The sequence below is a fragment of the Streptomyces sp. NBC_00285 genome (assembly GCF_036174265.1).
In the GTDB taxonomy this organism is placed as follows: Bacteria; Actinomycetota; Actinomycetes; order Streptomycetales; family Streptomycetaceae; genus Streptomyces.
Genome location: NZ_CP108055.1, coordinates 3,509,660 through 3,535,985 on the forward strand (window position 1 = coordinate 3,509,660; position 26,326 = coordinate 3,535,985).

Consider the following 26,326-nt stretch of genomic DNA (forward strand, 5'->3'; position numbering starts at 1 on the left):
GCCGCTGGATGAAGGTGACGTGCCGCGTCAGGCCGCTTCGCCGACGAGGAGACCCGGCAGGATGATGTCGAGCGCCCCCGTGAGTCGCTCGTGGAGGTCGAAGGGGGCTGGTTCTTCTCGGATCCAGCGCAGGATTGTCGTGAAATAGCAGGCGGCCAGCAGTTGTCCGGCCTGGTCGCAGCCGACGTCTGCCCTGATCTCCCTGCGCTGCTGACCCTGTTCGACGATCCTGGCGAGTTCGATCTCCAGGGACGGATCCTGAAGGAGGCTGCCATACCTCGCGGAGGCGTCCATCAGGACGGTGGTCTCGGCGCGGGAGGCGACATTGAGGTCGGCCATCTCCTTCAGGTAACGGCGCAGCCGGTCTCCGACCGGCAGGTCCTCGGCGCGCTGGGAGCCGAGGATCTCGTTGACGCGGGCTCGGCGGCGGGCTCCCCATTCCTCGAGGAACCCGACCTTCTGTGAGAAGTAGTTGAAGACGGTGGCCCGGGCAACGTCGGCGGTTTCGGCGATCTGGTCCATGGTCGTCGCCTCGTACCCCTGGGTGACGAACAAGTGCAGCGCCGCGGCGTAGAGCTGATCGCGCACCTGCTGGCGCTTGCGTTCCCGGCGTCCGACGGGCGGCGCTGCGGGCACGACTTCGACTCCTGCCTCCGGGATCTTCATGGCCTCCAGTACAGCACAGGGCTGCACGGGTATTGACGCCGCCATACCACCTTCTTAGATTGTCCTCCATTGATGGACTCCAGTCCAAACATATACCGAGGTCTCGCTATCTGACGCGGGACGAGACAGGAGGCAACGTGGCTTCCGTGGCATCCCGAACAGGCTGTGTCGAGCTCGGACACGGCTGTTACGCCTGGATCGCGGGCGATGCCGGATGGGGCATGAGCAACGCGGGGCTGATCACCGGCCGGGGCAAGTCGCTGCTCGTCGACACCCTCTACGACCTGCGGCTGACCAAGACCATGCTCGACGCGCTGACGCCGCTGACCGCCACCGCGCCGATCGCCACCGTGGTCAACACCCACGGCAACGGCGACCACTGGTTCGGCAACCAGCTCGTGGCCCACGCCGAGATCATCGCGGCCCGCGGGTCCGTGGCCGACATGCGGCAGGTGGGTCCGGCCGAGATGCTGGCACTGACCGGTATGGACAGCCCCGCCGGATACTTCGCGCGACGGATCTTCGGCCGCTTCGACTACGCGGGCATCGAACCCGCCCTCCCGAACCGAATCTTCGACGGCGAGACGATCCTGAACATCGGCGGCACCGAGGTCCGCCTCATCGACGTGGGCCCCGCGCACAGCGCCGGGGACACGATCGTGCACGTGCCGCAGGCCCGGACGGTCTACACCGGCGACATCGTCTTCGCCGGGGCGGCGCCGATCGTCTGGCACGGCCCCTTCGCCCACTGGCTCGCCGCCTGCGATCTGCTGCTGGGCCTCGACGCAGACACTGTCGTGCCCGGCCACGGCCCCGTCACCACCAAACAGGCGGTCCGTGAGATCCGCGACTACCTCGAATACGTCCACGAGCAGGCCACCGCCCGCTTCACCGCCGGAATGCCGGCCCTGGACGCGGCCCGCGACATCCGCCTCGGCCGCTTCGCCGACCTGCACGAGAGCGAACGCCTCGCCGTCAACGTGCACACCGTCTACCGGGAGCTCGACCCCACCCTGCCCCCACTCGACGGCCCCGGGCTGTTCGGCTGCATGGCCGAGCTCTGCCCCCGCGTCTGACGACGCCCCGCCCTCCGCCGACCGGCGCACCGCCCCTTCCGGTGCGCGTACTCCTCGCCGTCCCCTCGGGCCATACGTCCCGCCAACCCTGCCAAGGAGGAGACATGGTCTCCGTCCCCGCCTACGACCCATCCGCCGCCCCGTCGTGGTCCGACACCCCACCGGCCGCCACGGCACACCACACCCGCACGATCATCGCCGCCTGTCTGGCCGTCTGCCTGGCCCAGATCGGCCTGGTCCTGCCCGCCGCGATCAACGGCGTCATGCAGCGCACCCTCCAGACATCAGGCGGAGAACTGACCTGGATCAGTGACGCCTTCCTGGTGCCCGCCGCCGTCCTCGCGCTGACCTTCGGCGTCGTGGGCGACCTGTACGGCCGTAAGAAACTGGTGGTCGGCGCGGCGCTGCTGTCCGCCGTCGGCTATCTGGTGTCAGCCACCTCCGACTCGGCAGCCCAGCTGATCACCGGTCAGGCGATCTCCGGCATCGGAGCCGCCGCGCTCTTCCCCGCCTCCCTGTCGATGATCATCGCCGGCACGCCGACACCGGCCGCGCGAGCCAAGGGGCTGGCCTCCTGGACCACGGCCCTGTCGCTGGGTGCCCTGATCGCCCCGCTGATGTCCGGCGGGATCGTCGAACACGCCTCCTTCCAGTGGGCGTTCGGCGTGACCGGCGTGCTCGCCGTGATCACCGCGGTGGGTGCCTGGCTGCTGGCCACCGAGTCCAGCGCCCCCGAAGGTCGCTCGCTCGACTGGCCGGGCCAGATCACCATCGCCGTGGCCATGGTCGCCCTCCTGTACGGCATCATCCAAGGCCCCTCCGACGGCTGGGGCTCGGCACCCGTCGTCGCGTCCTTCGTCGCCTTCGCCGTGTTCATCGTCGCGTTCGTGCTGGTGGAGAGCCGCAGCGCGGCCCCGATGCTGCGCCTGGAGCTGTTCCGCATTCCGGCCTTCGCCGCGTCGGCCGCGATGGCGGTGATCGGCATGTTCGGCTTCCTGGGCGGCGCGTACGACCTGAGCATCCGCCTCGGCGTCATCCAGCACCAGAGCCCCTTCCAGGCCGCGGTGCCCTTCGTGATCGTCCAGGGCATCACCCCGTTCATCTGGCCGCTGCTGGTCCGCCTGCTGCACCGCGTCGGCCCCGGCCCCATGCTCGTCACCGGGTTCGTCTCGCTGGCCGGCGCCCAACTGTGGCTGCGCGCGGTGCCGATCCACGAAAGCGGCCTGATCCCCCTGCTCGGGCCGCTGGTGCTCAACGGTGTCGGCTTCGGTCTGGTCGTCGCCGCCCTCACCGCCGCCGCCGTCAACGTCGTACCGCCCACCCTGACCGGCATGGCCAGCGCCACCACCAGCCTGGTCCGCGACCTCGGCCAGACCCTCGGCCCCGCCATCGTCGGCGCCGTCGCCCTCGGCATGGCCACAAGTCAGCTCACCGGCAGCCTCGCCGACGCGGGCCTGACCCCCAAGGAGCACGGCATCGCCTCCGCCGTCCTGCACGAGGGCGGCCCGATCGCCCTGCACACCGCCGACCTCGGCCCGCTCAGCGCCAAGCTCGCCCCGTACACCACGGACGCCCTGGCCCACGGCTACAACAACGGACTGATCCTCACCGCCGCCGCCTGTACGGCCGCCGCTGTGATCGCCGCCGTCTTCGTCGGCTTCCGGCCCAGCGGCACGCGGCCGGCCGAGGCGGAGGGGAGCCCGGCATGAGGTTCGCGACCTTCGTCCACGACGGGAAATGGCAGGCGGGAGCCGTCGCCGACGATCAGGTCCACCCGTTCGAATACCCCGTCGAACTGCTGGATCTGGTCATGGAGGGCGAGCAGTCCCTGCGCGGGGCGGGCGAACGTGCCCTGACCGGCTCCCTGCCGCTGCCCCTGGCCGACGTACGGCTGCTGCCACCGCTGCGACCGCCGACCGTACGCGACTACGTGACCTTCGAGAGCCATGTCGCGGGCATCGCCCAGGGATACGGCGACACCGTCCCCGCCGAGTGGTACGAAGCCCCCGCGTTCTACTTCACCAACCCGTACTCGGTGATCGGCGCCCACGACGACGTGCCGGTGCCGCCGGGTTGCGCACGCTTCGACTTCGAACTCGAAGTGGCCGCCGTCATCGGCAAGGCCGGCCGGGACCTGACCCCCGAGCAGGCACGCGACCACATCCTCGGCTACACGATCCTCAACGACTGGTCCGCCCGCGACCTCCAGGGCCGCGAGATGAAGGTCAAACTCGGCCCGGCCAAGGGCAAGGACACTGCAACCACCCTCGGCCCCTGGCTCGTCACGGCCGACGAGCTCGAACCCCACCGCAACCCGGAAGGCTTCCTCGACCTCGGACTGACCGTGCAGGTCAACGGCGAGACCGTCGGCCAGGACCGACTGGCCAACATGGCCTGGACGTTCGAGGAGATGTCGGCGTACGCCTCCCGCGGCACCTGGATCCGCCCCGGCGACGTCCTGGGCTCCGGCACCTGCGGCAACGGCGGCTGCCTGGCCGAACTCTGGGGCCGCAACGGCACGTTCGAACCCCCGCCGCTGGCCCCCGGCGACATCGTCACCATGACGGTCGAGGGCATCGGCATCATCAGCAACACCGTCGTCGAGGGCGTCGCCCCAATCCGTCTGCCATCTGCCCGCCGCAGGGGATGACTCCCGGTACTCGTGGGGGCGGGCCGGAGCGACGGCTCTCCCCCGTCTGCTGCCTCCGCCCCTGAACAACCCGCCTCTGCCAAACCCCGGTGCCCGACACAGTGCCCGGCACCGGGAGAAAGGCATGCACAACGTGGACAAGGTCATGGCCTCGGCCGCCGACGCGGTCGCCGACATACCGGAAGGGGCCTCGCTGGCGGTGGGCGGCTTCGGGCTGTGCGGCATCCCCACCGTCCTCATCGACGCCCTGTACGCCCAGGGCGCCGGCGGACTGCGTGTGGCCTCCAACAACTGCGGCGTGGACGGCCGGGGGCTCGGCATCCTGCTGGCGGCCGGCCGCATCGACGTCGCCGTGCTGGGCGGCATGCAGGTCTCCGCGGTCGGTGACCTCGCCAACTGGACCGTACCCGGCTAAATGATCAAGGGTATGGGCGGCGCCATGGACCTGGTGCACGGCGCCCGCAAGGTCATCGTCCTCATGGAACACACCGCCAGGGACGACTCCCCGAAGATCGTCAACGAGTGCACCCTCCCGCTGACCGGACAGGCCTGCGTCCACCGCATCATCACCGACCTCACCGTCCTCGACATCACGGCCGACGGCCTGTCCCTGGTCGAACTCGCCCCCGGAGTGGCCCTCTCGGACGTCCGCGAACGTACGGGACCACCGATCCCGGCGCCTGCCTGGACCTGAGCCCCTCGACCGCGTAAAGCGTAGGCCGACCCGCTGCCTGGCCAGGGGCGACTCCCCAGGCAGCCGAGGGCGCCTACCTCATACGGCACCGGAACCCAGCAGGCCGAAACGGGGGCTGCCGTGGGGATCGTCCCGCGCGTCCGCGTGGCTACGCAGGCCAACCAGCGCCGCCAGGTGTGAGTGAGGGTCGTCGACACGCTTCGACGGTGCTGACGGTCGGTCGGTGGATCCGGCGTCCTGTCGAGCAGTTGAGGCTCAGCCGCGTGGTCCCGCGCCGTGCAGGAGTGTGTCGATGACGAGTGCGGCCAGCGCGTCCGGGTCCTGCGCGGCTGAATCCTGGTCGGCGCCCGGCCTGTCGAGGGCTTCGCTCAGGAGGGCGTAATACACCTGCCGCGTCCAGTCCAGGTCCGCGTCCGGGGCGAGGAGTCCCTCGTTCTGCGCTCGTGCGAGGAGTTCGAGGGTGTAGGTGTCGATCTCTTCCCAGATGGCGGCTGCGGCGCTGGTATGGGGCGTGGCGTGGCTGAGGGTGAAGCGCCAGGTGTCCTTGACCCGCAGGACGTTCGCGGTCACCCGGTACAGGGCCACGAGCGCGGGGGCGGAGTCGGGCCGGGCTTCCCCGATGGCGTCGAGGAGCTGCTGCTTCGCGGAGACGGCGAGCGCCTCCAGCAGCGCCTGCCGATTCGCGAACCGGCGGTGCACCGTGATCCTGGTCAGCCCCGCCGCCTCGGCGATCTGCTCCATGGAGGCACCGGCGTCGTTGGCGAGGACCCGCTCGGCCGCCTCCAGAATCGCACGCACACTGCGCTCGGCATCTGCCCGCAGCGGTCGGCCCATAGCGGTCTCCCTGTCTCGTTCGTCTTCGTCCCCACGTAGAGGATACGTGAACGCTACGGGTATCCCGATAACTGACTCTCCCCTGCCGCGCATGCACCTCTACCTGATACATAGATGATACATATCGGGGTTTGCGTCACACCTCCCGACAGGCGACGACTCGACGAAGTCGCCGGTCAGGCGACGCTTTCGCCCTCCACGCCGGTGCCCACTCGACAGGTGCGTCGCGACAGCGGCCGGAAGCCGGCGACACCGGCTCGCGCAGCTCACCATGTCGGCGCACGACAGATTCACCACTCCGGGGCAAGCCCTCCGGTCATGACCCGAGCAATTGTCATGCTCTCGACGCTTCGGGCCCGACCGGACAGAGGCTGTCGTCATGACCCAAGCGAGCGGACTGATTCACCCTGGCGGATGACGCAGTCGAGCGCCCGGGACGACTCCCGACGACATTGCCGATCCCTAGCTTCAGCACATGTCGATCATGCGGGAGTCTCTTCGCCGCCCCCGGCTCACCGGCGTCGCCGCTCCCAGCTCCCCCACCCTCGCGCAGTCCGTGACCTCCGGTCTGCATCCAAGCGGGAGGTCCCCGGACCCGTTGGGGCTTTCACATGCGTACGGGGGCGAGCCCTTTTCGACGAAGTCGCCGGGTCAGGAATAGCCCCAACTCCCGCGCGCCCGCAGAGCATGCGCGGAGCGCACGGCAGGTTCAACGCGCCGGGGGAGATCTCCGGCCCGACTCAAGGAATTGGCATGTCCTCAAACACTCGAGGTACCCGTATCTCCCGGCGGACCGCGATGGCGCTGGCCAGTATGTCGGTCGTCGCGGCTGTCGTCGCCACGGCACCGAGCATGGCCAATGCCGTGAGCGCCAGCTCCGGCGGCACGCGGCACTCGGCCACCCAGGCGCAGAACGCGGAAAGCGCCAGCACCGCCCCCAACCTGCGCGTCAAGGCCGCCAACGGCGTCACCTACCAGTACCGCCGCTTCGGCCACCCCAGCGCGGGCAGCGTGCCGCTGGTCTTCTTCCAGCACTTCCGCGGCACTCTCGACAGCTGGGACCCCAAGCTCATCGACACCATCGCCGCCAAGCGTGAGGTCATCCTCGTGGACAACGTCGGTGTCGGCGGCTCCACCGGCACCACCGCCAGCACAGTCCAGCAGATGGCCCTGGACGCCATCGACTTCATCGACGCCCTCAGGCTGCCCCGCTACGACGTGCTCGGCTTCTCCCTCGGCGGCGAGGTCGCCCAGGAGGTCGCGCTGCGCCGCCCCTGGCAGGTCCGCCGTGTGGTCCTGGCCGCCACCGGCCCCCAGGGCGGAGTGGACCAGCGCGCATCCGACCCGAACATCCTGCAGCGAACCCTGAAGGACAACCCGGGCCCCGAGGACTACCTTTTCCTCTTCTTCAAGAACACCGCCTCCAGCCAGGCCGCGGGAGGCGAGTTCCTCCAGCGCCTCGGGCAGCGCACCACCGACCCCGACGCCCCCTCCAGCCTCGCCACCCGCGACCGCCAGCTCACCGCGTGGTCCGAGTGGGGCATCCCCGACAAGTCCAAGCTGGTGCGCCTGAACGCCCTCTTCCAGCCGACTCTGGTCGCCGACGGCGAGAGCGACATCCTGATGCCCGCCAAGAACTCCCACCTGTTGGCCAAGTACCTCCCCAACGCGCAGCTGCACATTTACCCGGACGCCGGCCACGGCTTCCTCTACCAGTACGCCGTCAAGTTCGGCACCGAGGTGAACGCCTTCCTCGACCACTGACGGCCCCTCCCCCTGAGACGGTCGCCGGCGCCGACAGGAGCGGTGACCGCAGACCGGCCCCATGCCCGATGCCCCGCCGGAGCCGAGCCCGGCGGGGCATCGCCGCGCAACGGGCCGCCGACCTGGTCCATCCGGAGGGCCGCAGCAGGGCGGGCACCGACACAGAGGCATGCCTCCCACAGTGCTCGAGCGGGCGCTCCTCGGGTGCGGTGCGGGCCCTCCGGGGGGGGGACCCGCTGACGTCGTGACCCTCCGTAAGAGATACGTGAACGCTACGGATGTCTTTTTAATTGATGCTCTCATGTTGCCTTTGAATGAAAAGTTGATACATTGGTGAAACTGATTGGAGGTTGCGGCGACGGCGACGTACCTCGGCATGACGGGCGTCCGCGTCCGACGCCGCGACCCCCACACCCCCGTAAAGACGAAGCAGTCCATGAATCAGGAGCCCACAATGGCGACAACACGTCCGGTAGCCCTCGTGACGGGTGCGTCCTCCGGCATCGGCAAGGCGGCCGCCCTCGCGCTGGTGGCGGCGGGCCACGAGGTGGTCGGCACCAGCCGCGACACCTCGCAGGTCACCCCCCTCAACGGCGTGACCTTCCTCGACCTCGACGTGACCAGCGACGCTTCGGTGACCGCCGCGGTCGGTGAGGTGATCGACCGCTTCGGGCGGATCGACGTCCTGGTCAACAACGCCGGCATCGGCTCGGCGGGCGCCGCCGAGGAAAGCTCCGCCGCGCAGGCGCAGGGCCTCTTCGACATCAACGTCTTCGGCGTCATCCGCATGACGAACGCCGTCCTGCCGCACATGCGCGCCCAGCGCAGCGGACGGATCGTCAACATCTCGTCCATCGTCGGCTTCATGCCGCAGCCCTACATGGCGGTCTACGCCGCCTCCAAGCACGCCGTCGAGGGCTACTCGGAGTCCGTCGACCACGAGCTCCGCGAGTACGGCGTTCGGTCCCTGCTCGTCGAACCCGCCTGGACCAACACCGCGTTCGACGCCGCCAGCGTGCGACCCGACCAGCCCCTGGACGTCTACGCCAAGCAGCGCCACGTCTTCGAGGAGTACATGGCCGGCGCGGTCAAGGACGGCGACGACCCCGCCGTCGTCGCCAAGGAGATCGTCGCGGCGGCGACCGACGCCAAGCCGAAGCTGCGCTACACCGCCGGCGCCATGACCGGGCGCGTGCGCACCATGCGCCGCATCGTCCCTTCCCGCATGTTCGATCAGCAGCTGCGCAAGCTCAACCGCCTGCCCGCCTGACCACTCCCACAAGACCGTCATGAAACGCAGCGACAGGAAAGCGAAGCCCGCCATGAGCACCTATCTGGCAGACGCGGCGAAGGACCTCACCGTGGAAGGCCCCTCCGCGACGTTCACCTACCGGCGCATCGGCCCCCGGGGCGGCATCCCGCTGGTCCTGCTGAACCGGGTCCGCGGGACCCTCGACTGGTGGGACCCGGAGTTCCTGGACGACCTCGCCGCCTCCCACGACGTGATCGTGTTCGACAACGTCGGCACCGGCTGCACCACCGGCACCCCACGCGACTCCGTCGATGGACTCGCCGACGGCACCGTCGAGTTCATCGAGGCCCTCGGCCTCACGCAGGTCGACCTGCTCGGCTGGACCCTGGGCGGCACCGTCGCCCAGCACATCGCCCGCACCCGGCCCCACCTGGTCCGCAAGCTGGTCGTGGCGGCCGCCAACCCCGGCGGCACGGTGCCCGGCGCTCCCGACCCGGACCCCAAGGTGCGGGCCACCATGACCAAGCCCGAGGTCACCGGGGACGACCTGGTGTTCCTCTTCTTCCCCGAGACGGACACCGGGCGCGCCGCCGGGTACGCACACCTCGCCCGGGTCGCCACCCGGCTGGCCACCGGCCACCCCGACGTGTCCGAGGCGGCGGCCATGGGCCAGATCACCGCGATCGGCAAGGACGCGCAGATCCCCTTCGAGCAGGTGCGGGCGGACCTGGCGTCCATCAAGCAACCCGTCCTGTACGCCACCGGCATGCAGGACGCGATGATCCCCGCCCTGGCCTCCTACACCGCCGTCCAGCACCTCACCCACGCCACCCTCGTCGCCTACAGCGACGCCGGGCACGCCTTCCTCTTCCAGCACGCCAAGGACTTCGCCCGCCAGGTGAGCGCCTTCCTCGCCGACTGACGTTCACACGGACACCGGCCCCACAGGAGGCACGACAAAGTCGGGACGCCTCCCGCACTGAGGAGAGTCATCGTGCAGGTGACCAGCGACCCGGCGCGCCGGGAGGTCACGCCGCTGGAGCTGTTCTTCGACCTGGTCTACGTCTTCGCGATCGGCCAGTTGTCGCACCGGCTCCTCGTACATCCCACCTGGACCGGCACCGCCCAGGCGCTCGTGCTCTACCTCGCCGTCTATGCGGCGTGGGCGTACACCACCTGGGCGGTCACCCTCGTCCCGGCCGAGAACCCGCGGACCAGGCGGATGCTACTGGGGGTCATGCTCGCAGGGCTGTTCATGAACGCCGCGATCCCACGAGCCTTCGACGACGCCGGCTGGGTCTTCGTCGCCACCTTCCTGCTCATTCACATCGGCCGGACCGTATGGCTGCTGACCGTCGGCCTCGACCGGGTCAATCAGGAGCACTTCATCCGCGTCCTGGTCTGGTTCGTCGCGGCCGCACCTCTGTGGCTGATCGGCGCGGCGGTCCACGGCGGCGCGCGGCTGACCTGGTGGGCCGCCGCCATCCTGATCGAGCTGGCGGGCACCTGGGCGGCGCATCCACTGCCCGGCCGCAGGCTGGACTCCCGAGAGGTCGCCTTCGCCGGCGGCCACCTGCTGGAACGCGGTCGACTGTTCATGATCATCGCGTTCGGCGAGACAATCATGACCACCGGCACCGCGCTCACCACGGCGCCGTACGCGCCCATGACCCTGCTGACCAGCGGTGTCGCGCTCACCGGCACCATCGCGTTGTTCTGGCTGTTCTTCAGCCGCTCAGAACACGTCGTCCACCACTACGAGCAGACCGAGGACCCCATGCGGGCGGGGCGCAGCGGCGTCATCAGCCTCATGGCCTCCGTCGCCGGAATCATCGCCGCCGCCGCGGGCGACGAACGGGTCATCGCACATCTGGTGGAGCACGCCGGCATCACCACGAACCTGCTCCTCTTCGGCGGGCCGGCCCTCTACATCGGAGCGCAGACCTGGCACGGGGCGACCCTGTTCGACGCACTGAGCCCGGCACGGCTGATCACGCTGTCCGCCCTGGTCGTCGGATGCGCGGTCACGACGGCGGTGCCGGCCTGCCTGTCGGCCGTCGTCGCCGCCGCAATCGTCGTCGCGCTGGCCGCGTTCGAAGACCGCCATCAGCCGGGGAGGGCGCGTGCGAAGCCGATCCCACCGCGCTGACCTCCACCGACGCACTTGCTCACCGACCGACTCACCGGAGCCTTCCATGAACCTTTCCACTCACACCGTCCTCGTCACCGGGGCCGGCCGGGGCCTTGGCCGGGCGCCATGACGCAGAAGGCCAGCGTGCTGATCTGCGACGATCAGGAGCTGATGCGGGCCGGCCTCCGCATGGTCGTGGACGGCCAGCCGGACCTCACGGTCGTCGGCGAGGCCGGGGACGGCGAGACGGCAGTGGCGCAGGCGCTCACCCTGCGCCCGGACCTCGTCCTCATGGAGGTACGGCTGCCCTGCCTGGACGGCATCTCGGCGACCGAGCAGGTTCGGGCCGCGTTGCCCCGGACGCAGGTACTGGCCCTCACCATGTGCGACCGCGACGAGTACGTCTACGCCTCGCTGCGTGCGGGAGCGAGCGGCTTCCTCGTCAAAGACGCGCCGACCGCCGAGCTGCTCGTGGCCATCCGCAGCGTCCTGCGCGGCGACAAGGTCATCGCCCCCTCGGTGACACGGCGGCTCATCGACCGCTACATCACAGGTGCCCTCGCTCCGCTCACCGACGCAACGCTCGACGTGCTCTCCGACCGCGAGCGCGAGGTGCTGAGCCTGGTGGCCCGCGGGCTGAACAACGCGGAGATCGCCGGGAAGCTGTTCCTCGGCGAGACCACGGTCAAAACTCACGTGGCCAGGATCCTCACCAAGCTGCGCCTTCGCGACCGGATTCAGGCCGTCGTCATGGCCTACGAGAGCGGACTGGTTCGTCCTGGCGGGTGACCCCGTCGGGCGCTCGGGATGGTTTCCGACGACCCAGACGCTCCCTAGGTTTCGGACATGTCGATCATGCGCGAGTTCCTTCGCCGCCCCCGGCTCACCGGCGCCGTCGCCGTCGCCCCCAGTTCAGCGACACTGGCGCAGGCCATGACCACCGGCCTGGATCTGGAACACGCCGACGCCGTGGTGGAGTTGAGGTCCGGCACGGTGCGATCACCGAGGCGATACGGCGACGGCTGGCACCGGGGACACGGCTGGTCGCGGTCGAGCTCAACCCCGTCTTCGCCCGCCGGCTCGCGGACCGGTGCCGGGACAGCACCGTCGAGGTGGTCCACGGTTCCGCCGAGAACCTGCCGGCGCTCGTCCCCCATCCGGTCGACGCCGTCGTGTCCGGTCTGCCGTGGACCGTCATGCCGCACGGCGGCAGCGCGGGATCCTCGACGCGGTGACCGGCGTACTGCGCGCGGACGGCCGGTTCAGCACCTTCGCCTACGTCCACGCGGCCTGGACTCCCCCGGCCCGCTTCGCGGCCGAGCTGGCGACGCGGTTCTCCAGCGTGGAGCGCAGCCGGGTCGTACGGCCGAATCTCCCGCCGGCGTACCTGCACCGCGCGTTCACGCCGGCCCACACAACCCTTCCCACCACCACTCGAACACTTCAGAACCGGAGCACAGCATGACGCAGCACAGCATGTTCAGCATCGAGACCGTGGCGCCGAAGATCCGCCGCGTTACTTTCACGAATGCGCCCGTGAACGTCGTCGGCGCGGACAGTGTCGTCCAACTGCTCGCTGTCGTCGATGAGTTGAGCAGGGACGAGAAGGTCCAGGTCGTCGTCTTCGACAGCGGTACGCCCGGATATTTCTTCAACCACGCCGATCTCGGCCAGGTGCCCGAACTCCTGGCGTTGAACGGCGCGGACGGGACCCCGACGTGGGTCGAACTCGTCACGCGGCTGAGCAGCGCCCCCTTCGTCAGCATCGCCTCCATCCGCGGGCGTACGCGGGGCGGGGGCGACGAGATCACCCTGGCCTTCGACCTGCGCTACGCCAGCCTCGAGGAGGCGGTCTTCTGCCAGCCCGAGGTCGCGATCGGCATCGTCCCCGGCGGTGGCGGCAGCGACCGTCTGGCTCGGCTGCTGGGACGGGATCGCGCGCTCGAAGCGGTCCTCACCAGCGAGGACTACGACGCCGAGCGCGCCGAGAAGTACGGATGGGTGACCCGGGCCGTCCCCGACGCCGAACTCGATGACCTCGTCAACGGCGTGGCAGCGCGCATCGCGTCCTTCGACAGGGCGTCCGTCCTGGGCGCGAAGGCACAGATCAACCGGTCGACCCTGCCGCCGGTGGCCGACCTGCGCGCGTCCTGGGCGGAGTTCGCCAAGTCGGTCAATTGGCCGGGATTCCAGGCGCGCGTGCCGCAGCTGGGCAAGGCCATCGCCGAGGTCGGTCTCGATGAGATCGAGCGGAACCTCGGCTATTACGCCGGGCTCATCAACCAGCAGTCATAGTGGCGCCGCGGCGCACCGCCCTGGCGCCCCACGGCGGTGCGCCCAGCAGCCGACTCCCGAGAGCCTCAGCCGCTTCCCCTCGCGCTGGATGCGCGTCAACCGGGCATGCCTCACCGGCACCGCAATCGCAGCCGACCTGCGCTGCTGGCACCAACTCCTCACCTGCACAGGCACCATGGCCAAAGTTACTCCGAAGACCCTGCACTACCGCTTCCTGCACGTGCGCGCCGTGATCGCGCTTGGCCGGCGCCGCCGAAGACTGAAAACCCCCACAAGCTGGCCCTGAGCCGAGCAGATCGTCACCGCGTTCCGCCTGCTCGTCTTCGGCGGCGCGATCTTCGTCGGTGGCTCGCTGACCACGACCACCGAAGTCGAGAACTCCCGGCTACCTCGGGGTCCGCCTCCCACCGCTTCTACCCGAAACCGCGCTCCGGATCCTGCTGGGCACCCTCGCCACCGGCGTCGGCGCGCCATGCCTCTGGGGACCGCATCACAGCGTGAGCGACGGCGGCCCCGCGGTCGAGCCACTCATCGGAACACCTGGGCCGTTTCAATTCGGGCAGTTTCCGTCCGCGCGCACCAGCCCCTCACGTCCTGGTGCCGGTGCGATCAGGCTCCTCGAAGCTGTGGTCGAATCCGGTAGGCAGCCCCGGCCGGAGGCCTTCCGGACGCTGAACGAAGAGCCTGCGGACGGAGGCCGACGGCCCCACTGAAACCCCGCGTCCCCAACACGTCCCTACGATCATGAAAATGAGGTCGAGAAGATGTTGCCGACTCGTCGGCTCAAGCTTCGCTCGTCAGCATTCCCGCAGGTCAGCGCGACGCTTGCCCGGCGAGGGAGCAAGATCCTCACCCCACTCCGAACTCGCGAGCAGCGGATTCAGTCCGTTGAGCGACAGTTGACGCTCCGACACCTCACGAGGAACGTTTCCGCAGGTCAGAAGCCTGCACAGGTGGGGCGGGTGGGACTCGAACCCACGGCCGACGGATTATGAGTCCTTTGGGGATCTTGGCGGTCCTTGCCGATCAGTGCCCATTCAGGCCGTTCTTGCAGGTCAGACGTGCTGGTCAGTGTCAGCCCTGTGCAGTGCTTGTCGAGCTGTTCCTGTCCTTGCGGCCCCTCAATGGCCCCTGGGGGCCGATGAGTTGGACGCTTACCACAGCATCAGCCGCGTCCGCCCAGTCCAGCCGAGGAGCGTGCCCCCGGGACTGCGCGTGAACCTGGGTCACAGCTTGTCGATCGGTCGGGTCAGCCGAGGACGTAGGTCTCGTCACCGAAATCAGCGACGATCTTCAGCTTGCCGCCGAGCGCCTTGACGTAGGCAGCGAGGGTGTCGACCTCGCTGCGCTCCAGTTGCCCCTTCTCGATGCGTGAGACGCGAGCCTGGGTGACACCCATGGCTTCGGCAACCTGGACCTGTGTGGCGTGCTGCCGCTTCCGCAACTCGGCGAGGCGGTGCACACGAGAGGCCAGGACCATCGCCTGAGCTCCCTTCTGAACCTGATCCTTTTCGGCATCGGTGAAGGCGAAGTCCTCGGCCAGGTCTCCCCAGGAGACGGCCTGCGGGTCCTTGAGGTGATCAGTCATCGTGCCCCGTCCTCTCCATCGATTCGCTTCAGATGTTCCGCATACGCCTGCTCCGCCTGGGGCACCGCGACGCGGTACCAGCCGGTCCAGTTGCCCGCCTTGTCACCGCCGACCGGGATCACGGCCTGGCGGTCCGGGTCGAACACGAACAGCAACCGCACTTCCGTGGCTCCTGCCGAGCCGGGGCGGGGCTCCTTGAGATTGGACAGCGCCGAGCCCTTGATCGTGTCCACCAGAGGGCGGCCTAGCGCGGGACCTTCCTCCTGAAGGGCAGTGACAGCCTGGCTGACCTGAATCAGGGTGTCGCGGTCAGTACGGCGCAGGCTGTGAAGCCACGAAAGAGCTGGCTCGACCACAACGATCTCCCAAGCCCTACACATGCCCCCATCTGCTATTTATTACACTGGCAGCATACGCCACTGACGTCATAATGACAGACGTGGGACCAGGCCAGCCCGGTCAGCCAAAAGGGAGCACCTTGCCGGGCGTCACGTCTCGGCGAAGACCAACCTGTGTGCTCAGGCGGGCTGACGGAGTGCGCCGACCAGTGCGCGCGGGTCGTCGGCGTGGAAGCGGATGGTGTGAGCCTCTTCCGATGCGCCGAGCGGGCGGGTGAAGGGGAGTGGCCGGTTCAACTTCAGGGTCACCGAGGTCTGGCTGCCCACGATCAGGTCGAGGACCCCGTCTTCGGAGAGGGTGACCAGGTGGCCTTCGGGGTAGCGCCGGTCGACGCGGACCGAGGCGACCGCGTCCGGCGGTACGGCGAGGTCGAAGAGGGCTCCGTAGCGGATCCGCAGAGAGCCGTCGGGGCGCACGACGTGCGGCCGGGTGACGCAGGCGGCGTGCAGGGCCAGTACGAGGAGGACGCCGTACAGGTCGAGTACCAGGATCACCCGGTGGACCACTGGCCAAGGGATGAGGAAGGCCAGGCCCACCGTCTCGACGACCATGACAAAGAGCAGCCCGTACATCATCGCGGTTTGGGGCCCGGTGTACGCGGCAGCGAGGTCCCCGGGGCGCACCCCGTGCGTGCCGCGCCGGACCCACCGCCCCAGGGAGGCGAGGGCGCGTAGCTCGTGGAGGACCAGGCGCCGGACGGTCACCGGCACCGCCTCCTGTACGGCGACCCGCCGCGCCGCCCGGCGGTCCGCGCCGCGGGTGCGCGCGGCCACGTACAGCGAGCGCAGCACCCAGGCTTCCAGCAGTAGCACTGCGGGCACCAGCGCCTCGGCGCCCGCCAGCGCCCACCCGGGCGGCCGGACCCCGGCCACCAGGCAGGCCGCCAGGGCCAGTTCCCCCGGCAGCACCGCGGCCACCGCGACCCGCGCCGCCCGTACGCCCCTTGGTCGGCCGTTCATCCCCGGCCCCTCTCCATGAACGCGTCCATGAGCCGGCCCACGACTTCCGCTTGTGCGGGGGTGTACTCGGCGAGCAGCGCCTCCTTGAACCCGGTCACGACCGCCCCGTCCTCGGGGATTGCGGCGAACAGTTCCTCGGGGACGGCTGCCATCAGGTCAGCTGCCAGAGGTGCGATCCGCGGATCGTCGGCGGGGGCTTCGGCGAGCGCGTCGAGGCGCTCATACAGTTCGACGACCGCGGGATCGGCGACCAGTGTTCCGAGCAGCGCGAAAATCTCTTGGCTACTGGAGCTGGTGGCGTCCATCAGCGTGAGGTACTCGCGGTCCTTGGCCGCGCTCGGAGAGTCTGTCCTGGGGGCCTGCGCCAGCAGTGCGGCGAGGGCGGGTGAGACGGGCCCGGTCGCGCCGGGCGGCTCAGCGAGCAGGGCGCTGAGCCGGCGGCGGCGCTCCCGGATGTCGGCTTCCTGGCGGGCCAGGTCGGCGTCGAGTTCCTCCAACACCTCGGCCAGTTCGCGCCCGGCATCATCGGCGAGGGCGTCGCGCACTTCATCGAGGCTGAGGCCGAGTTCGGTGAGCCTGCGCACCCGGGCGAGCATGACGGCATCACGGACGCTGTAGGCCCGGTAGCCGTTGGGGCGCCGCTCCGGTTCCGGAAGCAGCCCGACATGGTGGTAGTGCCGGATCGCCCGGGTGGTGAGCCCTACGAGCGCGGCGATCTCTCCGATTCGCATGCCGCCAGTAGAAACCCTGCCGTTGCGTCAAGGTCAAGCGCTGAAAGCATCGTCGGGTGCAAACCGATTCAAGCGCGTCTACACACCGGAGTGGTACGTCTTCGTCAGCGCACATATCTGGCCAGAGTCCGCTCCCGCTACCCCTCGTCGCCCTCGTCGAGTTCGTCGAGTTCGTCGAGTTCGTCGAGTTCGTCGAGTTCGTCGAGTTCGTCGAGTTCGTCGAGTTCGAGTATGTCCGGGTCGCGCAGCGGGCGTAGGGCGCCGCCGGCCGGGGTGGAGGCGGTGAAGTTGTAGCGGCCCAGGAAACGAGAGCGTGCTCTCCGGGGGCCAGAAGCTCAGCCGCCTCGCCACCGTCGCGCCGATAGGGCAGCCCCACGCCGGTCCCGTCATTGTCGGCTTCGACGCCGACTCCAACACCCTGCCGGCCATCGAGGCGGGCGCGGGTTAACTGCTCAAGGACGCCCCGGGCGACGAGTTCTTCACGGCCGTCCGCGCGAGGGCCAACGGCCGCACCGCTAGTGCCCACACAGCAGGTGAATCGGGCAACGAGTCGCCCGGCCTGGACACCGCTGCGCCCTCTCGGCCCCTGTACGGCCCCTGGGCCTTGGCATCGGCCCTCGGGGAGTCGCCCGGCCGGCGAGTGACGACCTCGATCACCCACTCCGCCGCAGGTCAGAGGGGTTGAATCCCCCCGGAACGCCGCCGGACCCCAAACCCACGAGCAGCGGATTCAGTCCGCCCAGGCAAAGTTGACGATCCGCCACCCAAAAATGAACGTTTCAGCAGGTCAGAAGCCTGCACAGGTGGGGCGGGTGACACTCGAACCCACGGCCGACGGATTATGAGTCCATTGGGGATCTTGGCGGTCCTTGCCGATCAATGCCAATCTTGGCAGTTTTCCCAGCTCAGAAGGGGTTTGGCACCTCGCCCCTTCTCGGCCCTTGTCAGTCTTTTCCGATCCTTGTGTCCAACCTGCGTCCAGAACGCGTCCCGGATGGGCACGCGCACTCGGTTCACGGACCCTCTCCCTAGCTGAGGAGCGGGTCTCGAAACCATGCGCAGCGGATTCCCTTTCCGGCTTTGCTGCACACCGGATGTGTCTTGGTTTCAGAGGGTGGTTCGTGAGGTGATGTCCCTTTCCAGGCGAGGTTGGGGGCAGGGGTCTGGCTGCGCGGCAAGCGGATCGGGGGGTGCATCGCCCGCAAGGGCGTCGAGTCCAGCGAACGCTGAGTGCGACGCCGCTGGGTCATCGAGCGGACGCGGTCCTGGCTGTCCGGTTACCGACGCTTGAGCCCCTGCTACGACACAATCCCCGCAACTACCTGGCCTTTCTCGGACTCGCCGCCGTCCTCTGCTGCTACAAACGGCTCATCCGCCTCACCACTCAGGACACGGTCTCAGGAGAGCAGCGGGGTGAGTTGGTCTGCGTGGTCGCGGAGGACCGGGAGTAGTTCGGTGCCCAGTTTCTGGATGCGGTCGGGTGGAGCGCACAGTGCGAGGCCCGCGACGAGCACGCTGGTTGCGGGGTTACGGATGGCGACGGCGAGGCAGCCGCGATCGAGGCGGAGTTCGCCGAGTTGGCTGGCGACTCCGGTGTCGGATACGGCGGCGAGTTCGTGTGAGAGGCGAGCGGTGTCGGTGATGGTGTGCTCGGTGAGGTGCCGCAGGTCGTGCGCTCCGGCGCGGCGGGTGGACTGGTCGGCGAGGAGGAGTTTGCCGAGGGAGGAGGCGTGCGGGTGGCGGGCGAGGAGGGTGCCATCAGTGGGCGGGTGGTCGGGATCGGGATCGGTCAGGGTGAGGCGTCCGCCTGTGTAGGCGGCCAGGTGAACTCCCCAGCGCACCCGGTGCCTGAGTGCGGTGACCACGGCGCGGGCGGCGGCGCAGGGTTCGGGCACTTGGGAGAGGGAGAGCCGGGCGGCGCGGCGGCCGAGGGCGAAGCCCCGCAGGTCGGGGAGGCGGACCAGGTACTCCTCGGCCACGAGTAGGTTGAGCAGGCGGTAGGTGGTTGCGGGCGGCAGCCGCAGAGCGGTGGAGATCTCCTTCGCGGTCACCCCGGGGCCGGCGGCCACGACCTGTTCCAGTACGTGCAGCGCGTTGCCCTGGGTGCTCATCTGAACCGGCCGGGGACGGGAGTTCGTGGGTGGTCGTCGAGCACGTCGGCTATGGACGTCTCGTCGTATACGCCGATGCCCGCGAGCCGGTCGGGCAGGCGGCGGCGCAGCCACCCGTACCAGGCCAGCGCCGCCGCGCCGAGCACCGCGAACGTCAGGGCGAACGCGCCGCCCGGCACCGAGACGGCGAACGCCCCCAGCGCGATGAGCAGCACCGGCACGACCGCCAGGGCGACGGCCACCGGCCCGGGGGTCGACTCGCCAATGTTGCGCAGGAAGAGCGGTACGGCCAGGCAGACCAGCAGGTAGGCGAGAAGGTAGCCGACGGTGGAAGCCTGGAGCAACAGATCCAGGACCCGTTCGGCCGGGACACCGCCACCGATCATGGCCGCCGGCAACACGGTCGTCACCGGGAGCGCCACCGCGATGGCGAGGTGCGGAGTGCGGTGAACGCGATGGGTGCGGCGCAGTCCACGGGGCGCGAGGCCCTCGGTACCGAGCGAGAACAGCACCCGGACCAGGGCGTTGGCGGTCGCGAGCGCGCAGGCCAGGAAGGAGCTGGCGATGCCCGCGTCCAACAGGGGCGATACCCAGGGCAGTCGCTGTGCCGAAGCCAGGACGCCGAGGGGCAGCACGCGGGCGTCCTCGGTCAGGCTTACCTGGACGGCCGCCGCACACACGTACATGACGCCCGCGACACCTGCGGTCCACATCACCGCGCGGGGGACGGAGCGGAACGGGCGGCGAGCCTCGACTCCGAGGGCCGCCGCGGACTCGAAGCCGATGAAGGCAGCGAGGGCGGGAACTACCGCGGCGGCCACTCCGCCGAAGCCGCCGGCCGGTTCCGCGGCGTGCGCGGAGGGGGTCGGCAGCCGAGAGACGTCGCCGCCGAGCAGGAGGCCGAACACCGTCAGCATCAAAGTGATCGACAGCCCTTCGACGAGCAGCACCACCCCGGCGGAGAGCCGGATGCCGCGGACCGCGCAGGCCGCGACGACAAGGCCCAGCAGCACTGTCGTGGCGGCCACCGAGACCCCGGCCGACGCTCCGGTACGGCCCAGCAGCGCATGCAGGTGGATCGCCGCCCCCGCGAGCGCCGCCGAGACCAGCAGTGCGTAACCGACCAGCAGCGCGCAGGCGCAGGCGAAGGCCCCGGCGGGTCCCAAGCCCTTGGCGGCCAGGCTGTACAGCGACCCGGCGGCGGCCATGCGCCGGGTGAACTGCCCGATGCATCCGGCGATGAGAAGCGCGACGACGGTGGCGATGACGAACGACCAGACCGTGCCGCTTCCGGCGGTGGATGCGGCGATCGCAGGCGTGGCGGCCATCCCCGCCGTTGGAGCGGCAGCGGACACCGACTGGGCGAATACCTGGATCGGCCCGAGGGTGCGCCGGTCCAGGCCCGGAAAGCGCGGGCCTGGACGCAACGTGGGCTGCTCCGTCTGGATCGTCATGGGCGGCACGGTAAGCGGCGCGACTGTTGCCGGACGTGTCGGAGAGGCGTCCGGCATGTTTCCTCGCCTGAGAGTGAACGGCGCCGGTTTTCCCGTTACGGATGACAGCCGCTTGACGCTCCGGTGACGGTCCGGCAACCGCGAGGCTCCAGTGTGTGCGGCAGTCCCCGCTCCCAGCGCCCCCGGGCGCCACTCCCTCATGGAGGTCGGATGTCCGCCGATCGTGCGGCACCCACGCTGACCGGTTCCCTCGGCACCGGTTCGATCGTCTTCATGGTGGTGGCCGCGGCCGCCCCACTCACCGTCGTCAGCGGCACGGTCCCGCTGGGCATCGCGCTGGGCGACCGGGCCGCCTTCCCCGCCACGTTTGTGATCTGCTGCGTGATCCTGCTGCTGTTCGCCGTCGGCTACGGCGCGATGACCCGCCACGTGCCGCAGGCCGGCGCTTTTTACACCTACGTGCAGCACGGCCTGGGCCGGCCGACCGGTCAGGGCGCCGCCTACCTGGCCCTGGTCACCTACACCGCCGTACAACTGGCGGTGTACGGCTACCTGGGGGCGGTGGCCGCCGACCTGGTGCAGCACTACGGCGGACCGTCGCTTCCATGGTGGCTGTGGGCGGTGGTCGCCCTGGCCGGTGTCGGATTCCTCGGCTACCGGCACATCGACGTGAGCGGCAAAGTGCTCGGCGTCCTGCTGCTGGGCGAGGTGGGAGTCGTTCTCGCCCTGGACGCCGTGGTCGTCGTACGCGGGGGTGGCTCGTCGGGGCTTTCCACCGCGTTCCTGCAGCCCGAACAGGTCGGCTCCGGCTCGCTCGGCCTGGGCCTCGTCTTCGCCATCGCCAGCTACCTCGGATTCGAGGCCACCGCCGTCTTCCGCGACGAGGCCCGCGATCCGCACCGTACGATCCCGCGCGCCACGTACCTGTCCCTTCTGCTGATCGGTGGCTTCTACACACTGTCGAGCTGGGCGCTGGTGTCGGCCTGGGGCGACGACCAAGCCGTTCGGGCGGCAACAACCGACCCGGGCGGCATGCTGCTGACCACGATGCAGCACCATCTCGGCTCCGCGGTGGCGGACATCGCCCAAGTACTGCTGCTGACCAGCCTGTTCGCCGCTGCCCTGTCCTTCCACAACGTACTGGCCCGCTACGGCCACTCCCTGGGAACCTCGGGCCTGCTCCCTCGGCTGAGCGGCAGCCGCCACCCACGGCACGGCTCGCCACACATGGCCTCGCTGCTGCAGTCGGCCTGCGCAGCGGTATTGGTGGCTGTCTGCGCGGTGACGGGGATGGACCCGGTCACCCAGGTCTTCGCCTGGCTCGCCGGCACCGCGACCCTGGGCATCCTGCTGCTCATGAGCCTGACCTGCCTGGCCGTCATCGTCTACTTCCGCCGCACCCGCCGGGACCCGCGCACCTGGCACACCGTGGTCGCCCCGGGCCTCGGTCTGCTGGGCCTGGCCGGCTGCCTGGTGCTCGCGGTCGCGAACTTCCCTCTGCTCATAGGTGGTTCGACCACGCTGGCGACTGCCCTGGGTGCCGTACCACTGGGGGCCTTCGCGGTTGGCGTACTCCTGGCACTGTGGCGGCGGCCACGGAACCTGGAGACCGCCGTCGCACAGCCTGTCCCCGAGACCGCCTGATCGCCTTGCCCTACGACCGATGCCGTCCACGGCGTGCACGGCGACCCTCAGCCGTGAGAGCCCGGCGTATCACGCGCTGCCGGACGCTCCATGAGCCGGAGCGAGAATTCGAGCGCACGATCGACCCGCGTCCGGTCCCCGGACACGAGGAGGTCGAGCTGGAGTCCCCTGACCTGGGCGAGCAGGAGCGTGGCGAGTGCTGAGGCATCCTCGGACGGCCAGCCGTCCTGCATGAGCCTTCCGATGAGGATGTCCAGCCAGTCGCCGACAAGCGATCGCGCCGAGCCACGGTCGCCTTCCGGCTTCCAGCCGTTGTACCCGACCATCTCGAACAGGAGCAGGAATTGACGCTGCTCCCGGGGCTCGCACAGCCGCGGCCACAGAGCCTTCACCAGCTCGGCTGCCGAATTGGCCGCGCGCAGCTCCTCGTCACCGGTCAGCCGGTCGGCGAGGTCGGTGCGGATCTTGTCCACGACGCTCGTGATCAGCTCCTCCTTCGAGGAGAAGTGCCGCAGCAGCGTCGCGTGGGTGACTCCGAGTGCCTGGGCCAGCGGCCGCAGGGACAGGTCGGTGACGCCGTGGGCCAGGACGTACTCAGTAACCGCCGCCAGTAGCTCCGGTCTCCGGTGCTGGAAGCGGAGTGTTCTCCCGTCGACCCGTTCTGTACTCATCGCCACAGATCCTCACTCCACGCCAAAGGGACAATAAGCGTACCAAGTGGTTATCCTAACCGAGTGGTACTGCTACTTTCCGCGTATCGGCCCTGCTCCAGCCCGTTGTCCACGCAAGCCCCGACGTTGGGCTCAGCCGGCGGTGAGCCCACTCCCCTCGATGAGGCGGGCAGTGGTGAGCGCCGATCTCCTCCTCACCGATCGAAGGACGACCATGACCGATCAGAAGCGCCAGACCCTGGCCGATCTCAACCTCTTCACCGGGGCGCCGCAGCACGAGAACTTCTCCCGGGTGAAGGACCTGCTCGACACCCGCGAGATGGCTTCTTCGTCCAAGCCCCACGCTTTGCCGCAGGGTGATCCGATCGGCCTGCCGGAGACCTACGAGTTCGACGGCACCGTGCGATCGGCCGAGGAGTTCATGGCCGACACCGACACGGCGGCATTGCTCGTCCTCATCGATGGCGTCACCCGGTACGAGCGCTACGCCCTGACCGGCGGACCGGACGTCCAGTGGCTGTCGATGTCGGTGGCCAAGAGCTTCCTCTCGGCGCTCGTCGGGATCGCGGTCGCTGAAAGACACATCGGGAGCATCGACGAGCCGATCAGCTCCTACGTGCCGGTGCAACCCGGTTCCGCGTACGACGGCGTATCCATCAAGAACGTGCTGCGGATGTCCTCGGGCGCCCGCTGGAACGAGGACTACAACGACCCGACCTCGGACGTCTACCTGCTCACCATGGCCGCGCTGGGCATCGGCGGAACGCTCGACGACTTCGTCGCCACCATGGTCCGCGAGAGCGAGCCAGGCACCCTGTGTCGCTACAACTCGGGCGAGACACAGGTGCTGGGAGCGCTCGTGGCACGGGCCACCGGACGTTCGGTCGCGGACTACATGCGGGAGAAGCTGGGCGAGCCCCTCGGTATGGCCGAGCCCGGCTACTGGATCGTGGACCCCGCCGGCACGGAGCTGTCCTTCGCCGGCCTCAACCTGACCGCCCGCGACTACGCGAGGCTCGGCGAGCTCTACCGCAATGGTGGCGTGTGGCAGGGCCGGCAGATCGTCCCGGCGGACTGGGTGCGCGACTCCGTGACCGTCGCCGCCCCTCATCTGGAGCCCGGCCGGCCCCTGGTCGGCGGGCACCACTTCGACCTGGGCTATGGCTACCAGTGGTGGATCCCAGCCGGGAACCGCGGCGAGTTCAGCGCTATCGGCGTCTACAACCAGTTCGTCTACGTCGACCCGGCCAGCAACACGACCATCGTGAAGCTGTCCGCCAACCGCAGATACGGGACGTCCAGCGAGGAGTCCACCAACCGCGAGATGGAAACCGTCGCCTTCCTGCGAGCAATCGCCCAGCACGACCACTGAACCAGCGGCAACGCAGCCGCCCGGGCCGACGACAAGCGATGTCTCCGTAGCAACGAACTTTCACAAAGGAAGCGCCATGACCCACGCCACCGCCTCGACCGAGCGGACGGGCACGTCCCCCTCGGCCACCCACCCCCTGTCACTCCTCGCAGCCGAGGAGATCGACGCCGCACGGCTGGCCGCCCAGCAGGCCGGACTGACGACGGACACCACCCGGTTCGTGTACGTCGGGCTGGAGGAGCCGCCCAAGCACGAGGTCCTCGCCCACCGCGACGGCGACGCCGTACGACGCCGGGTGAACATGATCCTCATCGACCGCGAGACTTCGGTCGCCACCGTCGCCGTGGCCGACGTCACCAGCGGCGAGGGTGGCAGAGTCGTCGAGTCGAGGACCGTGGACGCGGCGGGCGAGGGGCAAGCCCCCATCCTCGACGAGGAGTTCGACGACATCGAGGCCATGCTGCTGCGCAGCGAGGAGTGGCTGAGCGCCCTGGGTAAGCGGGGCGTAGACCCGCAGAAGGTGCGTGCCGTCCCGCTCTCGGCCGGGAACTTCGGCCACGAGGACGAGACGGCTCGACGGGTCTGCCGCGTGCTGGCGTTCCTCCAGCTCGACGAAGCCGACCTGCCGTGGGCCCACCCCATCGACGGCGTGTGCGCCTACGTGGACCTGACGGCCGGCGAGGTCTTCGAGGTGGTCGACAGCGCCGAACTGGCGGTGCCGATGGAGCGCGGCGAGTGGGACGCAAGCCCGCATGCGGCGCCGATGCGGACCGACCTCAAGGCCCTGGAGATCATCCAGCCCGACGGCCCGAGCTTCACCGTGGACGGCAATCTGATCAGCTGGGCGGACTGGTCGTTCCGCTTCACCTTCGATGTCCGTGAAGGACTCGTGCTGCACCAGCTCGGCTTCCGCGACGGCGGTGAGGTGCGCCCCGTCGTCTACCGGGCGTCCATCCCCGAGATGGTCGTCCCGTACGGTGACCCCTCTCCCGCCCGCTACTGGATCAACTACTTCGACCAGGGCGAGTACATGTTCGGCCGCTACACCAACTCCCTGGAGCTGGGCTGCGACTGTCTCGGAGAGATCACGTACTTCGACGCCACGATCAGCGACGAGAAGGGCCGCCCCCGCATCGTCAAGAACGCGATCTGTCTGCACGAGGAGGACTACGGCGTGCTGTGGAAGCACACCGACCTCTTCAACGGCATGACCGAGACCCGCCGTTCACGGCGCCTGGTCATCTCCTTCTTCCTCACCATCGGCAACTACGACTACGGCTTCTACTGGTACCTCTACCTCGACGGCACCATCGAACTGCAGGCCAAAGCGACCGGCATCGTCTTCACCTCCGCCTACACCGGCCCGGACGGCTTCGCCACCCAGATGGCTCCCGGTCTGGGCGCCCCCTTCCACCAGCACCTGTTCTGTGCCCGCCTCGACCTGGCGGTCGACGGCCACCGCAATGCCGTCGACGAACTCGACGCAGTGGCCGTCCCGGTCAGCGACACCAACCCCCACGGCAACGCCTTCCGACAGGCTCGCACCCGGCTCACCTCGGAACTCGACGCCCGCCGCACGGCGGACAATCTTCGCTCGCGTACGTGGCTGGTCAGCAACCCCGACAAGCAGAACCGACTGGGCGAGGACGTGTCCTACGCCCTCCACCCGGAGGGACAGCCGACCCTGCTGGCCGACCCGTCCAGCGTGATCGCCAAGCGCGGCGCCTTCGCCACTCGTCACCTGTGGGTCACGCAGTACGACCCCGCTCAGAAGTGGCCCGCCGGCGAGATCGTCAACCAGAGCCCCGGCGGTGACGGCCTGGAGTCGTTCGTCGCCGGTGACCGCCCGCTGGACGGCGAGGACGTGGTCCTGTGGCACACCTTCGGCCTCACCCACTTCCCACGCCCGGAGGACTGGCCGGTCATGCCCGTCGACTACACCGGCTTCAAGCTCAAGCCCGTCGGCTTCTTCGACCGCAATCCCGCACTCGACGCACCTCGCGGCACGACGTCGCACTGCCACGGATCGTAAGGC

23 protein-coding genes and 3 pseudogenes are annotated in these 26,326 nt (G+C 69.2%); 17 read left to right on the forward strand and 9 right to left on the reverse strand.

What is annotated here, in order from left to right; genetic code table 11:
• Nucleotides 1–27: 27 nt before the first annotated feature.
• Entirely contained in the window at nt 28–666 is a 639-nt protein-coding gene (locus OHT57_RS16165) for a TetR/AcrR family transcriptional regulator (protein ID WP_328747112.1), read from the reverse strand.
• A gap of 146 nt (nt 667–812) precedes the next feature.
• On the opposite strand from OHT57_RS16165, the gene OHT57_RS16170 reads away from it, so the two are divergent.
• From OHT57_RS16170 to OHT57_RS16185, 4 genes and pseudogenes are all read left to right on the forward strand, one after another.
• Nucleotides 813–1,742 carry an MBL fold metallo-hydrolase gene (locus tag OHT57_RS16170; RefSeq protein WP_328747113.1) on the forward strand — a complete coding sequence of 310 codons (930 nt, stop codon included), beginning with the start codon at nt 813–815 and terminating at the stop codon, nt 1,740–1,742.
• 104 nt (nt 1,743–1,846) lie between these two features.
• The gene (locus tag OHT57_RS16175) at nt 1,847–3,451 is read left to right on the forward strand and encodes an MFS transporter (protein ID WP_328747114.1); all 1,605 of its coding nucleotides are present in this window, start codon (nt 1,847–1,849) and stop codon (nt 3,449–3,451) included.
• The gene (locus OHT57_RS16180; protein WP_328747115.1) at nt 3,448–4,392 is read left to right on the forward strand and encodes a fumarylacetoacetate hydrolase family protein; all 945 of its coding nucleotides are present in this window, start codon (nt 3,448–3,450) and stop codon (nt 4,390–4,392) included. The genes OHT57_RS16175 and OHT57_RS16180 overlap by 4 nt, the downstream gene beginning before the upstream one ends.
• Nucleotides 4,393–4,525: 133 nt before the next feature.
• Nucleotides 4,526–5,086, forward strand: a pseudogene (locus OHT57_RS16185) (CoA-transferase).
• A 255-nt stretch (nt 5,087–5,341) separates the two neighbouring features.
• Here the strand turns inward: OHT57_RS16185 and OHT57_RS16190 are convergent.
• Nucleotides 5,342–5,920 (reverse strand): TetR/AcrR family transcriptional regulator, encoded by a 579-nt coding sequence (locus OHT57_RS16190; RefSeq protein WP_328747116.1) that lies wholly within the window; start codon nt 5,918–5,920, stop codon nt 5,342–5,344.
• Nucleotides 5,921–6,673: 753 nt separating this feature from the next.
• On the opposite strand from OHT57_RS16190, the gene OHT57_RS16195 reads away from it, so the two are divergent.
• From OHT57_RS16195 to OHT57_RS16225, 7 genes are all read left to right on the forward strand, one after another.
• Nucleotides 6,674–7,684 (forward strand): alpha/beta fold hydrolase, encoded by a 1,011-nt coding sequence (locus OHT57_RS16195; protein ID WP_328747117.1) that lies wholly within the window; start codon nt 6,674–6,676, stop codon nt 7,682–7,684.
• A 454-nt stretch (nt 7,685–8,138) separates the two neighbouring features.
• Entirely contained in the window at nt 8,139–8,954 is an 816-nt protein-coding gene (locus OHT57_RS16200; RefSeq protein ID WP_328747118.1) for an oxidoreductase, read from the forward strand.
• Nucleotides 8,955–9,006: 52 nt separating this feature from the next.
• Nucleotides 9,007–9,858, forward strand: coding sequence for an alpha/beta fold hydrolase (locus OHT57_RS16205; RefSeq protein ID WP_328747119.1), 852 nt, complete (start codon nt 9,007–9,009; stop codon nt 9,856–9,858).
• A gap of 72 nt (nt 9,859–9,930) precedes the next feature.
• Entirely contained in the window at nt 9,931–11,085 is a 1,155-nt protein-coding gene (locus OHT57_RS16210; RefSeq protein WP_328747120.1) for a low temperature requirement protein A, read from the forward strand.
• A gap of 108 nt (nt 11,086–11,193) precedes the next feature.
• Complete coding sequence (locus tag OHT57_RS16215) at nt 11,194–11,856, forward strand: response regulator transcription factor (RefSeq protein WP_328482045.1); 663 nt, start codon at nt 11,194–11,196, stop codon at nt 11,854–11,856.
• A 397-nt stretch (nt 11,857–12,253) separates the two neighbouring features.
• A complete protein-coding gene (locus tag OHT57_RS16220) occupies nt 12,254–12,532 on the forward strand; it encodes a hypothetical protein (RefSeq protein ID WP_328747121.1) in 279 nt (92 codons plus the stop codon).
• Nucleotides 12,529–13,362 (forward strand): enoyl-CoA hydratase/isomerase family protein, encoded by an 834-nt coding sequence (locus tag OHT57_RS16225; RefSeq protein ID WP_328747122.1) that lies wholly within the window; start codon nt 12,529–12,531, stop codon nt 13,360–13,362. Before OHT57_RS16220 ends, OHT57_RS16225 begins: the two co-directional genes overlap by 4 nt.
• Before the next feature lie 1,249 nt (nt 13,363–14,611).
• Here the strand turns inward: OHT57_RS16225 and OHT57_RS16230 are convergent.
• The 4 genes from OHT57_RS16230 to OHT57_RS16245 form a co-directional block, all read right to left on the reverse strand.
• A complete protein-coding gene (locus OHT57_RS16230) occupies nt 14,612–14,950 on the reverse strand; it encodes an XRE family transcriptional regulator (RefSeq protein WP_328747123.1) in 339 nt (112 codons plus the stop codon).
• The gene (locus tag OHT57_RS16235) at nt 14,947–15,330 is read right to left on the reverse strand and encodes a type II toxin-antitoxin system RelE/ParE family toxin (protein ID WP_328747124.1); all 384 of its coding nucleotides are present in this window, start codon (nt 15,328–15,330) and stop codon (nt 14,947–14,949) included. The genes OHT57_RS16230 and OHT57_RS16235 overlap by 4 nt, the downstream gene beginning before the upstream one ends.
• A 138-nt stretch (nt 15,331–15,468) precedes the next feature.
• The gene (locus OHT57_RS16240; protein WP_328747125.1) at nt 15,469–16,308 is read right to left on the reverse strand and encodes a hypothetical protein; all 840 of its coding nucleotides are present in this window, start codon (nt 16,306–16,308) and stop codon (nt 15,469–15,471) included.
• A complete protein-coding gene (locus tag OHT57_RS16245) occupies nt 16,305–17,039 on the reverse strand; it encodes a MerR family transcriptional regulator (protein ID WP_328747126.1) in 735 nt (244 codons plus the stop codon). The genes OHT57_RS16240 and OHT57_RS16245 overlap by 4 nt, the downstream gene beginning before the upstream one ends.
• A 56-nt stretch (nt 17,040–17,095) precedes the next feature.
• On the opposite strand from OHT57_RS16245, the gene OHT57_RS16250 reads away from it, so the two are divergent.
• The 3 genes and pseudogenes from OHT57_RS16250 to OHT57_RS16260 form a co-directional block, all read left to right on the forward strand.
• On the forward strand, nt 17,096–17,296 hold the full coding sequence (locus tag OHT57_RS16250) for a hypothetical protein (protein WP_328747127.1): 201 nt from the start codon (nt 17,096–17,098) through the stop codon (nt 17,294–17,296).
• A 143-nt stretch (nt 17,297–17,439) separates the two neighbouring features.
• Nucleotides 17,440–17,553 (forward strand): annotated as a pseudogene (locus OHT57_RS16255) (DNA-binding response regulator); the annotation flags it as partial.
• Nucleotides 17,554–18,203: 650 nt separating this feature from the next.
• Nucleotides 18,204–18,424 (forward strand): annotated as a pseudogene (locus OHT57_RS16260) (IS5/IS1182 family transposase); the annotation flags it as partial.
• Nucleotides 18,425–18,436: 12 nt separating this feature from the next.
• On the opposite strand, the gene OHT57_RS16265 reads toward OHT57_RS16260, so the two are convergent.
• Together OHT57_RS16265 and OHT57_RS16270 are read right to left on the reverse strand one after the other, a co-directional pair.
• Nucleotides 18,437–19,150: an IclR family transcriptional regulator gene (locus tag OHT57_RS16265; protein ID WP_328747128.1), complete on the reverse strand. Its 714-nt coding sequence runs from the start codon at nt 19,148–19,150 to the stop codon at nt 18,437–18,439.
• Nucleotides 19,147–20,604 (reverse strand): APC family permease, encoded by a 1,458-nt coding sequence (locus OHT57_RS16270; protein WP_328747129.1) that lies wholly within the window; start codon nt 20,602–20,604, stop codon nt 19,147–19,149. Before OHT57_RS16270 ends, OHT57_RS16265 begins: the two co-directional genes overlap by 4 nt.
• Before the next feature lie 210 nt (nt 20,605–20,814).
• Here OHT57_RS16270 and OHT57_RS16275 point away from each other — a divergent pair, with 210 nt between their 5' ends.
• Nucleotides 20,815–22,248, forward strand: coding sequence for an APC family permease (locus OHT57_RS16275; RefSeq protein ID WP_328747130.1), 1,434 nt, complete (start codon nt 20,815–20,817; stop codon nt 22,246–22,248).
• A gap of 47 nt (nt 22,249–22,295) precedes the next feature.
• On the opposite strand, the gene OHT57_RS16280 is transcribed toward OHT57_RS16275, so the two are convergent.
• Complete coding sequence (locus OHT57_RS16280) at nt 22,296–22,919, reverse strand: TetR/AcrR family transcriptional regulator (RefSeq protein WP_328747131.1); 624 nt, start codon at nt 22,917–22,919, stop codon at nt 22,296–22,298.
• Between the two features lie 214 nt (nt 22,920–23,133).
• On the opposite strand from OHT57_RS16280, the gene OHT57_RS16285 reads away from it, so the two are divergent.
• Both OHT57_RS16285 and OHT57_RS16290 read left to right on the forward strand, forming a co-directional pair.
• The gene (locus OHT57_RS16285) at nt 23,134–24,291 is read left to right on the forward strand and encodes a serine hydrolase domain-containing protein (protein WP_328747132.1); all 1,158 of its coding nucleotides are present in this window, start codon (nt 23,134–23,136) and stop codon (nt 24,289–24,291) included.
• Nucleotides 24,292–24,367: 76 nt separating this feature from the next.
• Nucleotides 24,368–26,323, forward strand: coding sequence for a primary-amine oxidase (locus tag OHT57_RS16290; protein ID WP_328747133.1), 1,956 nt, complete (start codon nt 24,368–24,370; stop codon nt 26,321–26,323).
• Nucleotides 26,324–26,326 lie beyond the last annotated feature (3 nt).

Excerpts from the sequence above, each read along its gene's own strand:
- OHT57_RS16215 (WP_328482045.1), top strand. The coding sequence starts at position 11,194 with ATGACGCAGAAGGCCAGCGTGCTGATCTGCGACGATCAGGAGCTGATG.
- OHT57_RS16175 (WP_328747114.1), top strand. The coding sequence starts at position 1,847 with ATGGTCTCCGTCCCCGCCTACGACCCATCCGCCGCCCCGTCGTGGTCC.
- OHT57_RS16190 (WP_328747116.1), bottom strand. The coding sequence starts at position 5,920 with ATGGGCCGACCGCTGCGGGCAGATGCCGAGCGCAGTGTGCGTGCGATT.
- OHT57_RS16180 (WP_328747115.1), top strand. The coding sequence starts at position 3,448 with ATGAGGTTCGCGACCTTCGTCCACGACGGGAAATGGCAGGCGGGAGCC.
- OHT57_RS16225 (WP_328747122.1), top strand. The coding sequence starts at position 12,529 with ATGACGCAGCACAGCATGTTCAGCATCGAGACCGTGGCGCCGAAGATC.
- OHT57_RS16290 (WP_328747133.1), top strand. The coding sequence starts at position 24,368 with ATGACCCACGCCACCGCCTCGACCGAGCGGACGGGCACGTCCCCCTCG.
- OHT57_RS16165 (WP_328747112.1), bottom strand. The coding sequence starts at position 666 with ATGAAGATCCCGGAGGCAGGAGTCGAAGTCGTGCCCGCAGCGCCGCCC.
- OHT57_RS16270 (WP_328747129.1), bottom strand. The coding sequence starts at position 20,604 with ATGACGATCCAGACGGAGCAGCCCACGTTGCGTCCAGGCCCGCGCTTT.
- OHT57_RS16235 (WP_328747124.1), bottom strand. The coding sequence starts at position 15,330 with ATGTGTAGGGCTTGGGAGATCGTTGTGGTCGAGCCAGCTCTTTCGTGG.
- OHT57_RS16265 (WP_328747128.1), bottom strand. The coding sequence starts at position 19,150 with ATGAGCACCCAGGGCAACGCGCTGCACGTACTGGAACAGGTCGTGGCC.
- OHT57_RS16285 (WP_328747132.1), top strand. The coding sequence starts at position 23,134 with ATGACCGATCAGAAGCGCCAGACCCTGGCCGATCTCAACCTCTTCACC.
- OHT57_RS16240 (WP_328747125.1), bottom strand. The coding sequence starts at position 16,308 with ATGAACGGCCGACCAAGGGGCGTACGGGCGGCGCGGGTCGCGGTGGCC.
- OHT57_RS16275 (WP_328747130.1), top strand. The coding sequence starts at position 20,815 with ATGTCCGCCGATCGTGCGGCACCCACGCTGACCGGTTCCCTCGGCACC.
- OHT57_RS16245 (WP_328747126.1), bottom strand. The coding sequence starts at position 17,039 with ATGCGAATCGGAGAGATCGCCGCGCTCGTAGGGCTCACCACCCGGGCG.
- OHT57_RS16280 (WP_328747131.1), bottom strand. The coding sequence starts at position 22,919 with ATGAGTACAGAACGGGTCGACGGGAGAACACTCCGCTTCCAGCACCGG.
- OHT57_RS16205 (WP_328747119.1), top strand. The coding sequence starts at position 9,007 with ATGAGCACCTATCTGGCAGACGCGGCGAAGGACCTCACCGTGGAAGGC.
- OHT57_RS16195 (WP_328747117.1), top strand. The coding sequence starts at position 6,674 with ATGTCCTCAAACACTCGAGGTACCCGTATCTCCCGGCGGACCGCGATG.
- OHT57_RS16230 (WP_328747123.1), bottom strand. The coding sequence starts at position 14,950 with ATGACTGATCACCTCAAGGACCCGCAGGCCGTCTCCTGGGGAGACCTG.
- OHT57_RS16200 (WP_328747118.1), top strand. The coding sequence starts at position 8,139 with ATGGCGACAACACGTCCGGTAGCCCTCGTGACGGGTGCGTCCTCCGGC.